Source organism: Micromonospora sp. FIMYZ51, from assembly GCF_038246755.1.
Taxonomy (GTDB): Bacteria; Actinomycetota; Actinomycetes; order Mycobacteriales; family Micromonosporaceae; genus Micromonospora.
The window spans coordinates 2,290,865-2,301,897 of record NZ_CP134706.1; the positions used below are offsets into that span (position 1 = coordinate 2,290,865).

The following is an 11,033-nucleotide window of genomic DNA, read 5'->3' on the forward strand; positions in this document are numbered from 1 at the left end:
TGCCTGCGGTAAGGATCGAATCAGGATCGGGTGGAAACTGGGAGATTGATTGGTGGTCGACCGGAAAATCGGCTAAGGGACCTGTTGCACCACTTCGAACTCCAGCAGGGTGGCACCGGCGGCGACCGGCGGCCGTTGCTCGGCGCCGGGCGGTGCGGCGTGGGCGGCCCGGGCCGGTCCCGCCGCCCACTGCTGATATGCCTCTTCTGACTCCCAGCGCGTGTAGACGAAGTATCGGCTCTCCCCGGCCACCGGACGCAGCAGCTCGAAACCGAGGAATCCCGGCGAGTTCTCCACCGCACCGGCCCGCGCCGCGAACCGCTTCTCCAGTTCGGCGCCCGCGCCGGCCGGCACATCAATCGCGTTGATCTTCACAACTGCCATGCCACCCACCCTACGCGCGACGAGGGGAACCAGATTCTGGTCCGCCGACGCCCCGGCCGCTAGCCGGTCAGAAGGATTCGACGGAGGGGAGCAGGTCGACGTCGACCACGATGGGGGCGTGGTCGGAGGGGCCCTTGCCCTTGCGGGCCTCCCGGTCCACGTACGCCGAGCGCACCGCGCGGGCCACCGGCGCCGAGGCGTACACCAGGTCGATCCGCATGCCCTTGTTCTGGTGGAACATCCCGGCGCGGTAGTCCCAGTAGGTGAAGGGATGCGGACCCTTCATCGGGGTGGGAACCACGTCGGTGAGGCCCAGGTCGCGGAGCGCGGCGAGGGCCGCCCGTTCGGCGGGGGTGACGTGGGTGGAGGTGGCGAACAGCGCCGGATCCCACACGTCGTCGTCAGTCGGGGCCACGTTGAAGTCGCCGCAGACGGCCAGCGCCGACGCGCCGGTCAGCTCGGTGTCCAGCGCGTCCCGCAGGGCCGCCAGCCAGGCCAACTTGTACGCATAGTGCGGGTCGTCGGGCGTGCGGCCGTTCGGCACGTACACCGACCAGACCCGGAGCCCGTCGCAGGTGGCCGCGATGGCGCGGGCCTCCGGCTCGGGGAAACCGGGTTCGCCGGAAAACCCGACGGTCACGTCGGCCAGGCCGACCCGCGACAGGATGGCCACCCCGTTCCACCGGCCGTCGCTGTGACTGGCCACGGTGTAGCCCAGCTCGCCCACCTCGGCGACCGGGAAGGCGCCGTCCGGGCACTTGGTCTCCTGTAGGCAGACCACGTCCGGCCCGGTCCCGGCCAGCCAGTCGAGCAGCCGGGGCAGGCGGGCCTTGACCGAGTTAACGTTCCAGGTGGCCAGGCGCATGCTGCCAGCCTGCCGCATTCCCGGCCGGCCCGCCCGCCGGGGGCTGGCCGGCGTGTTCCGCAGAACCCACCGGGCCGGCGTGTTCGGCAGGGCTCACCGGGCCGGCGTGTTCGGCAGGGCTCACCGAGCCGGCGTGTTCGGCAGGGCTCACCGGGCCGGCGTGTTAACAAGGGGCCCTTCCTATACACGAGACGTTAATAGGGGGCCCTTCCTTACACGCTAACCGTCGTTGTTGGGGCGGGTTTGTTCGGCGAGGAAGCGTTCCAGCTCGGCGCCGAGTTCCTCCGCCGTGGGCAGCGGGCCGTTCTCGGCGGCGAGCAGGTTCTTCTCACCGCGACCGCGCGCGTACGCGTCGTACTGCTCCTCAAGGGCCTGGACCAGCGCGGACGCCTCGTCGCTCTGGGCCACCTGGCGATCGATCTCGACCCGGACCACCTCGGCGGCCGAGCTCAGTCCGTCGCGGGGCAGCAGCAGCCCGGTGCTGCGCGACACCGAGGCCAGCAGCACCTCGGCGGCGGCCGGGTACTCGGCCTGCGCCACGTAGTGCGGCACGTGTGCGGCGAAGCCCAGCGCGTCCCGCCCGGCCTCGCCGAGGCGGAATTCCAGCAGGTGGCCGACGCTGCCGGGAACCTGCACCCGTTGCAGCCACGGCTCGTAGCCGGCGATCAGCTCGGGCCGGGTGGCGTGCGCGGTCACCCCGGTCGGGCGGGTGTGCGGCACCGCCATCGGGATGGCGTTGAGCCCGACGGTGAGGCGGACGTCCAACCGGGCGGTGAGGCCGGCGACGGCGGCGGTGAACCGCTCCCACTGCAAGTCCGGTTCTGGTCCGGTGAGCAGCAGGAAGGGCGTCTCGTCGTCGTCGTGGAGCAGGTGCAGCTCCAGTTCCGGCGCGTCGTAGCTCTCCCAGTGGTCCTCCACGAAGGTCATCACGGGGCGCCGGGAGCGGTAGTCGAAGAGTTGGTCCAGGTCGAAGCGGGCGATCTGGCGGGACTCCAACGAGTTGAACAGCTGTTCGCGGGCCAGCCGACCGGCGTTGCCGGCGTCGACGAATCCGGTGAGCGCCTGGATCAGGACCGGTTGACCGAGGTCGGGCAGATCGTCGGTGAGTTCGTAGAGCTCGTGTGGGTCGAGCACCGGTGCGGCCTCCCTCAATGCGGGTAACGGGGGCGCCAGGTCAGCGGCGTTCCCGTTCGCCAGAACGTACCCGTCATCCTGGCGCATTCCTGTTTCGCCGGCCCGCCCGGCCCGGCACCGGTTCGCGCCGACCCCGGTACGCCGTTGCCGCGCCCGGGTACACATGGATGAGCGCGATCGAAGGGAGAGGCCATGAGTGATCCCGCGGCCACCGATGGCCAGCCTGTGCCGCCAGCCGCAACCCCGTCCGCCTCGCCTTCGCCAGCCGCAACCCCACCCGCCTCGCCTGCGCCGGTCGGCGCGGCCGACGGGGCCGACGCGCCCGAGGCGCCGCCGGCCACCCTGTGGGACCGGATGCGCCAGGATCCGCAGTACGCGCCGGAGCATCTCGCCCTGGAGGCGGTCCGCCGGCTCGGGCCGGAGGCGGCGGCGTGGCTGCGGCAGGCCCGAGCCGAGCGACCGGACGCCACCGCCGAGGTCCTGGCGGAGCAGGCGGTCCGCCGCTTCGTCAACCGGGCCCGGCTCTCCGGTGCGGTCTCCGGCGCCGCCGGGCTGCCCGGCGCGGTGATCGACGTGGGTGTGCTCGCCTGGACCCAGGCCCGCATGGTGCTGCACATCGCCGCCGCGTACGGGGTGGATCCGAGCCACCCGGACCGGGCCGCCGATCTGCTGGTCCTGCAGAAGGTGCACAAGGTCGCCGCCGGGGCCCGGGTGGCGCTGGGAGTGGCGGCCGGGCGGGAGCGGGCCGGGGCGTTGTTCGGCGGTGGCCAATCGGCCCCGCTGGGCCGGGCGATGCTGCGGCTCGGCGTCCGGCTCGCGCAGATGGCCGGCGTACGCGCGGCGAAGCGCGCCTTTGCCAAGGTCATCCCCGGCGCGGCGATCATCCTCGGCACCTGGGCGAACTCCTCGGCCACCAAGAATCTCGCCGACCGGTCCCGGGCCATGTATCGGCAGGCCGGCCCGCAGGTGCCGCCGCCCCGGCAGGGGTGAGTCTCAGTCGGCGTACCCGGAGGAGCGCCAGGTCACCTCTGCGAGGCGGGACTGGCCCAACGTGTTGGGGTGGAAGTAGTCAAGCGGGTTTACCAGGTCCAGGTTGAACCGGACGCGGTGCACGGCGCCCCGGTCGTATCGGCAGCGGGAGCCGTACGCCCGGCAGGCCGCCGAGAGTTGATCGTTGTACGCGTCGACGCGGTCCCGGAACGCCGCCCGACGTTTCCGGTCGGCGGCTGCGGTCGAGGTCGGGTCGGCCAGCAGCGACGGGCAGATGCCCCGTCGCCAGGCGCGTACCGCGCGCTTGTCGTCGTGGCCGACTTCCCAGAGCCGGTACAGGTCGGGGATGCTGACCACCAGGACCCGGGCCTTCGGCCGGCCCTCGCGCAACACCCGAAGCCCCCGGTCGACCTCGGCCCGGAAGTCGCCCACCGGGGTCATCTCGTCGATCGTGCCCCGGCAGGCGTCGTTGGCACCGATCAGGACGGTCACGTAGTCGGCGCGGTCGCGTACCGCCGCCTCCGCCTGGCCGGCCAGCGCCGCGGCCCGGGCGCCCGGCTTGGCATGGTTGTACGCCTTGCCGCGCAACCCCGGATTGCGGTCGAGCAGCCGGCGGTAGTGGCTGTCCACCCGCAGCCCGTCCCCGGTGGACCAGGAGTTGCGCGCACACGAGGTCAGCACCAGGCAGGAGCCGAATCCGGTGGTGATGGAGTCGCCGAGCGCCGCGACCACCCTGGGTGTGCCGGCCGGGGGTTTCCCGGTCGGTCTGGGCGCGGCCTCCCCGCCTCCCTCGCAGGCCAGCGCGACCAGCGCGAGTAGGCAGACAGCAGCGGTGGTCCAACGTCCAGGCATGACTTCCCCAGCCTCACAGCGCAGAGCGATGGCATGGTGACTGTACGCGCGGCATGGTCGGTGGTCACCTGTGGCTGTCGGAGATGTGGCAGATGCCTGCCGCTGTGCCGACCCGCGTGGTAAGTGCACCGAAGCCCGGTGTTCCTGGCCGGTCGCCGGTCGGGTGGTGATCCTGGTCGGCGGCGCACAGCGGAGAACAGCGGCGGACAGCGGCGCACAGCGGCGCACAGCTCGGCGTGCCCGGGTCGGGCGGCGCCCGAAAGCGGGCGCGGGGACGGTTAGCGCCGTCGGCGCGGGGTAGGTGGGGGTGATGACGAGATCACAGCCCCGGCGTGCCCGCGGCACGGTCGGCCACGCGTACAGCGCCCTGAATCTGCGGCTCGCGCTGGCCAGCTTCGGGCTCGTCAGCATGACCGTGTTCGCGATCCTGGCCTTCCGTGCCGATGTGACCTGGCTGGGCGTCGTCTGCGTCGTCTTCGCGGTGGTCGCCGTCGTCGACCTGGCCGTGATTCAACGTCGCCGCGCCGCTCGCCGCCGGGAGGAGCCCGGGGTGCGGCACTCGCTCTTCGAGTGACTGGAGTTGCCCTGATGACCATCGCCACCACCAACCCCGTCACCGGCCAGGTGCTCAAGACGTACGGTGCGATGTCCGACGAGCAGGTCGACGACGCGATCGAACGGACCGACCTGGCCTACCGGCAGCTACTCGGCACCACCGTCGAGCAGCGGGGGCAATGGCTGACCACGGTCGCGGAGCTACTCGAAGCGGAGCGGGACGACATCGCCCGGCTGATGACCACCGAAATGGGCAAGACGCTCGCCGCCGCCAGGGCCGAGGTCACCAAGTGCGCTGCCGCCTGCCGCTTCTACGCCCGCCACGCGGCCGAGTTCCTCGCCGACGTGCCGGCGGACGCCCAGGCGGTCTCGGCCATCCGGGCGTTTGTCCGGTACCAGCCGATCGGTCCGGTGCTCGCGGTGATGCCGTGGAACTTCCCGCTCTGGCAGGTCATGCGCTTCGCCGCACCGGCGCTGATGGCCGGCAACACCGGGCTGCTCAAGCACGCCTCAAACGTGCCGCAGACCGCGTTGCTGCTGGAGGACGTGTTCCGCCGGGCCGGTTTCCCCGAGGGGGCGTTCACCACCCTGTTGGTCGGCTCCGAGGCGGTGGAGAAGATCCTGCGCGACCCCCGGGTGCGGGCCGCCACGCTTACCGGCAGCGAGGTCGCCGGCCGCTCGATCGCCCAGATCGCCGGCCGGGAACTGAAGAAGACCGTGCTGGAGCTGGGCGGCAGCGACCCCTTCGTGGTGATGCCCTCGGCCGATGTCGAGCTGGCCGCCGAGGTGGCGACCACCGCCCGCTGCCAGAACAACGGCCAGTCCTGCATCGCGGCCAAGCGCTTCATCGTGCACGCCGACGTCTACGACGCCTTCGCCGAAGCGTTCGCGCACCGGATGTCGGCGCTGCGGGTGGGCGACCCGATGGACGACGCCACCGACGTCGGCCCGCTGGCCACCGAGCGGGGCCGCGACGAGGTCGACGCACAGGTCCGCGACGCGGTCGACAAGGGAGCCACCGTGCTCTGCGGCGGGGAGAAGCCGGGCGGTGAGGGCTGGTTCTATCCGCCGACAGTGGTGGCCGACCTGAACCCGGGGATGCGGATCTGGACCGAGGAGGTGTTCGGGCCGGTCGCCGGGCTGTACCGGGTGTCGTCGTACGACGAGGCGATCGAGTTGGCCAACGGCACCTCCTTCGGCCTCGGCTCGAACGCCTGGACCCGGGACCCGCAGGAACAGGAGCGCTTCGCCACCGACCTGGTGGCCGGTTCCGTCTTCATCAACGGCATGACCACCTCCTATCCCCAGCTGCCGTTCGGCGGGGTGAAGAACTCCGGCTACGGCCGGGAGTTGTCGGCCCAGGGGATGCACGAGTTCTGCAACGTCAAGACCGTCTGGGTGGGCGAGGGCGCGGCCGGTGCCGGTGCCGGCGCACACGCCGAATGAGCGCGTAGCTGGCGTGCGGTGCCCGGTGCCGGCGCACACGCCGAATGAGCGCGTAGCTGGCGTGCGGTGCCGGTGCGGGCGCGCCTGCCGCTTGAGCGCGTGGCTGGGCGTTAAGCGGGGGCCCTTCCTATACCGCAGGCGTTAACCAGGGGCCCCTGCTTACATCCAGGCCGGGGTGGGTAGACATCGGCGGCATGACGGCGATCGGTTTCCACGCTTCCCACGAGCAGATCCACCCGCGCGCCCTGCTGGAGGCGGTCATCCACGCAGAGCACGTCGGCTTCGACGCGGCCATGTGCTCCGACCACTTCGCCCCGTGGAGCGAGCGCCAGGGACATTCCGGTTTCGCCTGGTCCTGGCTCGGTTCGGCACTCCAGGCCACCGGGCTGTCGTTGGGTGTGGTCAACGCGCCCGGACAGCGCTACCACCCGGCGATCATCGCCCAGGCGATCGGCACCCTCGGCGCGATGTACCCGGGCCGGTTCTGGGCCGCCCTGGGCTCCGGTGAGGCGGCCAACGAACACATCACCGGGGAAGTCTGGCCCCGCAAGGACGTACGCAACGCGCGGCTGCGCGAGTGCGTCGACGTGATCCGTGCCCTGCTGAACGGCGAGGAGGTCAGCCACGACGGCCTGGTCCGGGTCGACCGGGCCCGGTTGTGGAGCCGCCCGGAGCAGCCGCCGGCCCTGGTCGGTGCGGCGGTGAGCGTGCAGACCGCCCGCTGGTGCGCCGAATGGGCGGACGGGCTGATCACCGTCAACGCACCGACCGAGCACCTGCGCCGGATGATCGACGCCTACCGGAGCGCGGGCGGTCGCGGGCCGCTGCACCTCCAGGTGCACCTGAGCTGGGCGCCCGACCAGGCCGAGGCCGAGTCCATCGCGTACGACCAGTGGCGCAGCAACGTCTTCGCGCCGCCGGTCTGCTGGGATCTGACCATGCCCGAGCATTTCGACGTGGTCTCCGCCGAGGTGCCGATGGCCCGCCTCGCCGAGGTGGTGAACATCTCCGCCGACCTGGGCCGGCACGTGGGCTGGCTGGAGGAGTACCTCGACCTCGGCTTCGACCAGATCGCGCTGCACCACGTCGGGCAGGAGCAGCGGCCGTTCCTGGACGTGTTCGGCGACCGGGTGCTGCCGAAGCTGCGCGGCCGGACCAGCTGACGCGGATCGCCGACTTGACCAACTCATCGGTGGGGTGGGGCCGGGTGGGGCGCCGGTCGCCGACGGCGCCCCACCCGGGGATCAGGAAACGGTGCAGGGTGCGCCGTTGACCGTGATCAGGTGCGGGCCGGGGTTGGCGCCGCTGCCGGTGGTGGCGTTGAAGCCGAACATCTGCGTGCCGCCGGGAGCGATCCGCGCGTTGTACGACTCGTTCTTCGCGGTCACCGTGGCGCCGGACTGCGTGACGTTCGCCATCCACGCCTCGCGGACCTTCGCGTCACCGGTGAACGCGAACCGGGCCGTCCAGCCGTTCACCGCGCTCGTGCCGGTGTTGCGGATGGTCACCTGGGCGGTGAAGCCGGTGCCGCCCTGCCAGGAGCCGTAGTTGGTGTAGGTCACCGCGCAGGTCGGCGCGGGCACCGCGGCGGCGTCGCCCTGGTCGGCCAGGAACGAGGCGATCCAGGTCAGCGCCGAGTTCCAGTTGATCGCCACCTCGTTCGTGGAGTACGAGGCGATGTCGTCGACGTAGCAGAACATCGGCGCACAGCCGGCCAGCAGCTGCTCCACGAACGGGTCCTGGAGGGCCGCGTTCGCGCCACCGGCGATCGATCCGGCGGGCGGCTTCGGCGTGTTCGGGTCGAGCTGGTAGCCGAAGATCCGGCTGTGCTGGTTCTCCGCCGCGTGCTCGCCGTACCCGGTCACGTACGAGATGTTCAGCGCGTTACGGCCGAGGATGTAGTCCATCGTCTGCACCGCGCCGTCGCGGTACTTCGCCTGCCCGGTCAGGTCGAAGGCGGTGGCCAGCACCACGGCGTTGTTGATGATCGCACCGTTGGCGCCCCAGAAGTAGCTGTTCCGGTCCCCGGGCATGGGCAGCCCGTACGCCTGGCGGCGGATCTCGGCGAGGTAGTTGTCGGCGGCGGCGGTGACCGACGCCCGGACCCGGGCCAGGTCGGCGGCGGGCAGCCCGTTGGGCACCGTCGCCAGGTCGAGGCGGCCCAGCGCGGCGACGCTCTGCCAGCCGAAGCCACGGGGGTCGAAGACGTCACCGGTGTGGTGCGGCGACGCGGTCAGGTCGGTCAGGTAGGTGCGCTCGCCGGTGGTCAGGTACAGCTCGGCGGCTGCCCAGTAGAACTCGTCGGTGACGTTGCTGTCGTCGTACGCGCCGCCGCCGTTGCCGTCCGTCGGGCTGGCGTAGCGGGTCGGGTTTGCCTTGGCCGCCGCGTACGCGGTCTTCGCCGCGCTGCCGCAGCGCTGCGCGAACTCCTTGTCGTACGGGGCGAACAGCCGGGCGCACTGGGCGGCGACGGCGGCCAGGTTCAGCGTGGCGGCGGTGGACGGCGGGTGCAGCTCGCGCAGCTCCGGGTCGTCCTCGGGCTGCAACGGCAGGCCGGTCCAGTTCTGGTCGTGGATCTTGTGGTGGGCCATCCCGGCCAGCGGCTTGCCGGCCGGCACCTGCATGCGCAGCAGGAACTCCAGTTCCCAGCGGGCCTCGTCGAGGATGTCCGGCACCCCGTTGTCGCGCTCGGGCACCCGCAGCGTGCCGTCGCCGAGGGCGGCGCCGAACCCGGCGGTGGCGGCGTTCTTGGTCCGCTCGAAGGTGCTCAACAGCTGGTAGGTGGCGATGCCGCCGTTGACCACGTACTTGCCGTGGTCGCCGGCGTCGTACCAGCCGCCGCGTACGTCGAGCCGGTAGTCGCAGACGCCGGGCTGGCAGGGCACGTCGGTGTCGCCCTGGTTGGGGGCGACGCCCAGGTGTCCGGCCGGGCGGGCGTACTCCTCGCCGACCAGGTCACCGTCGATGGCGATGCCGCTGCGCTGGATGTAGAAGAACTGGAGGGCGTCCGAGCGGAGCTGGTCGTAGAGCGTGCCGGAGATGTCGAACGGGTGGCTCACCTCCCCGTCCACGGCCAGCGTCAGGCCCTGCCCCGGCGTGCGGTACGACGAGAAGTCGATGGTGTGCACGTTCTGCGCCGACGCCTGGTCGACCCCGCGCGGCGTGGTGGTGCCGCTGGCCAGCACGGTGCCGCCGGCCGACCGGAGCTGCCAGGGCAGCGCCTCGGTCGCCTCGGTGACCACCGTGGCGTTCTTCGGGCCGTTCGGCAGGTAGCCGACCTGGTTGACGCGCACCGGTGGGCCGGTGTCCGGCTCGTACGGCTCGGGCGGGTTTCCGCCCCGCAGCGAGACGTTGTCCAGGCAGACGGTCTGCGCCTCGGCGCTGCCACCGACCTGGAAGATGAGCTGGGCGCGCGAGTCGTCCTCGGGCGCCACGAAGGTGCGCTCGATGCGCTGCTGCGTCGGCGTGGCGGCGGCCACCACGCTGTAGTAGCCGGTGTAGGGGGCGTTGCCCAGTTGCAGCACGGCGGTGACCGAGGCGCCGGGGGTCGCGGTGACGTCGAAGCCGAGGGTGTATTCGGCCCCGGCGATCAGCGGGACGGCATCCTGACCGATTCCGGCGTCCCAGGGGTTGGCCAGCCCGCCGGCGACGGTGGTGCAGAGCTGGCCGTCGGTCACCCCGAGCGGGCCGGTGCCAAAGGAGAACCAGGGCGACACGCCGTTGCTGAAGTCGCCGTTGTTGATCTGTTCGGGAGCGTCGGCCGGGGGATCGGCATGGGCTGTGCCGGCACTCGGGCCGAGCAGCGCCACGGTGGTCGCTGCGGCGAGCACCGCGAGACGACGTCGGGATGGCGTCACGGATATTCCTTCCGACAGGGCGGGACGGAGGCGTGCCAGTGGTGGCGAAAAGCTGGGAGCGCTCCCAGGTATCGGGCATGTTTCCAGGACAAAGGCAAGCTGTCAATTGATCCTGCCCGATGGTCTCCGGGGTTGCCCGGCAGTGAGATTCGCCGCGCCACGCCCGGTCCTCCTGATCTCCTAGAGACAACCGCGCCCTCCGCCTGGCAGGCTGCGTGCCATGACCCTGAAGCTGCGTTCCGCCGGGACGAGCGACCGCGGGCTGATCCGTAGCGGTAATCAGGACGCGGTGCACGCCGGTGCCTGGTTGGTCGCCGTCGCCGACGGCATGGGTGGCATGGCCGCCGGCGACCTGGCCAGCTCCATCGCCATCGAGGCGATCGCTCCGCTGGACGTGGAGACCCCCGAGCACGCGTTGGTGGCGGCGTTGCAGAGCGGCATCGAGTTGGCCACCGCCCGGATCCGGCAGGCGGTCGCCCAGGACCCGCAGCGGCAGGGGATGGGTACCACGCTCACCGCGCTGTTGTTCGCGCGTACCGGCAGCTGCCTGGCGCTGGTCCACGTCGGCGACTCCCGGGCGTACCTGTTCCGCGACGGGGTGCTCAAGCAGATCACCCGGGACGACACCTTCGTGCAGATGCTCGTCGACCAGGGCCTGATCACTCCCGACCAGGCCGGCAGCCACCCCCGCCGGGCCGTGGTCACCCAGGCGTTGCAGGGCGACGAGATCTCCCCGACGTACGCGACGATGGTGCCCCGCCCCGGCGACCGCTGGCTGCTGTGCAGCGACGGGCTGTCGAACGTCGTCCGGGCGGACACCCTGGCCGAGGTGCTGGCCGGTTACCCGGACCGGGACGAGTGCACGCGGAAGCTCATCGACCTGGCGCTGCGCGCCGGTGGCCCGGACAACGTCACCGTCGTCGTCGCGGACGTGGTCGACGAGGAGTGAG

The 11,033-nt window shown here is 71.6% G+C and carries 10 protein-coding genes; 5 read left to right on the forward strand and 5 right to left on the reverse strand.

Features of this window, described 5'->3' with window-relative positions:
• Positions 1-72: 72 nt before the first annotated feature.
• The 3 genes from QQG74_RS11140 to QQG74_RS11150 form a co-directional block, all read right to left on the reverse strand.
• Positions 73-384: an antibiotic biosynthesis monooxygenase gene (locus QQG74_RS11140; RefSeq protein WP_341720221.1), complete on the reverse strand. Its 312-nt coding sequence runs from the start codon at positions 382-384 to the stop codon at positions 73-75.
• Between the two features lie 67 nt (positions 385-451).
• Entirely contained in the window at positions 452-1,249 is a 798-nt protein-coding gene (locus QQG74_RS11145) for an exodeoxyribonuclease III (RefSeq protein ID WP_341720222.1), read from the reverse strand.
• Positions 1,250-1,468: 219 nt separating this feature from the next.
• Positions 1,469-2,383, reverse strand: a complete 915-nt coding sequence (locus tag QQG74_RS11150; RefSeq protein ID WP_341720223.1) for a PAC2 family protein — start codon at positions 2,381-2,383, stop codon at positions 1,469-1,471.
• 192 nt (positions 2,384-2,575) lie between these two features.
• Between QQG74_RS11150 and QQG74_RS11155 the strand changes: the two genes are divergently transcribed.
• The gene (locus QQG74_RS11155) at positions 2,576-3,373 is read left to right on the forward strand and encodes an EcsC family protein (protein ID WP_341720224.1); all 798 of its coding nucleotides are present in this window, start codon (positions 2,576-2,578) and stop codon (positions 3,371-3,373) included.
• A gap of 3 nt (positions 3,374-3,376) precedes the next feature.
• Here the strand turns inward: QQG74_RS11155 and QQG74_RS11160 are convergent, their stop codons facing one another.
• On the reverse strand, positions 3,377-4,225 hold the full coding sequence (locus QQG74_RS11160; RefSeq protein ID WP_341720225.1) for a GDSL-type esterase/lipase family protein: 849 nt from the start codon (positions 4,223-4,225) through the stop codon (positions 3,377-3,379).
• Positions 4,226-4,535: 310 nt separating this feature from the next.
• On the opposite strand from QQG74_RS11160, the gene QQG74_RS11165 reads away from it, so the two are divergent.
• From QQG74_RS11165 to QQG74_RS11175, 3 genes are all read left to right on the forward strand, one after another.
• Entirely contained in the window at positions 4,536-4,799 is a 264-nt protein-coding gene (locus tag QQG74_RS11165; protein WP_341720226.1) for a DUF6343 family protein, read from the forward strand.
• A gap of 14 nt (positions 4,800-4,813) precedes the next feature.
• Positions 4,814-6,226: an NADP-dependent succinic semialdehyde dehydrogenase gene (locus QQG74_RS11170; protein ID WP_341720227.1), complete on the forward strand. Its 1,413-nt coding sequence runs from the start codon at positions 4,814-4,816 to the stop codon at positions 6,224-6,226.
• A gap of 194 nt (positions 6,227-6,420) precedes the next feature.
• The gene (locus tag QQG74_RS11175; protein WP_341720228.1) at positions 6,421-7,389 is read left to right on the forward strand and encodes a TIGR03885 family FMN-dependent LLM class oxidoreductase; all 969 of its coding nucleotides are present in this window, start codon (positions 6,421-6,423) and stop codon (positions 7,387-7,389) included.
• An 81-nt stretch (positions 7,390-7,470) separates the two neighbouring features.
• Here the strand turns inward: QQG74_RS11175 and QQG74_RS11180 are convergent, their stop codons facing one another.
• Positions 7,471-10,083 carry a glycoside hydrolase family 9 protein gene (locus tag QQG74_RS11180; protein ID WP_341720229.1) on the reverse strand — a complete coding sequence of 871 codons (2,613 nt, stop codon included), beginning with the start codon at positions 10,081-10,083 and terminating at the stop codon, positions 7,471-7,473.
• Between the two features lie 220 nt (positions 10,084-10,303).
• Here QQG74_RS11180 and QQG74_RS11185 point away from each other — a divergent pair, with 220 nt between their 5' ends.
• On the forward strand, positions 10,304-11,032 hold the full coding sequence (locus QQG74_RS11185; protein WP_341720230.1) for a protein phosphatase 2C domain-containing protein: 729 nt from the start codon (positions 10,304-10,306) through the stop codon (positions 11,030-11,032).
• The last annotated feature ends 1 nt before the right edge of the window (position 11,033 follow it).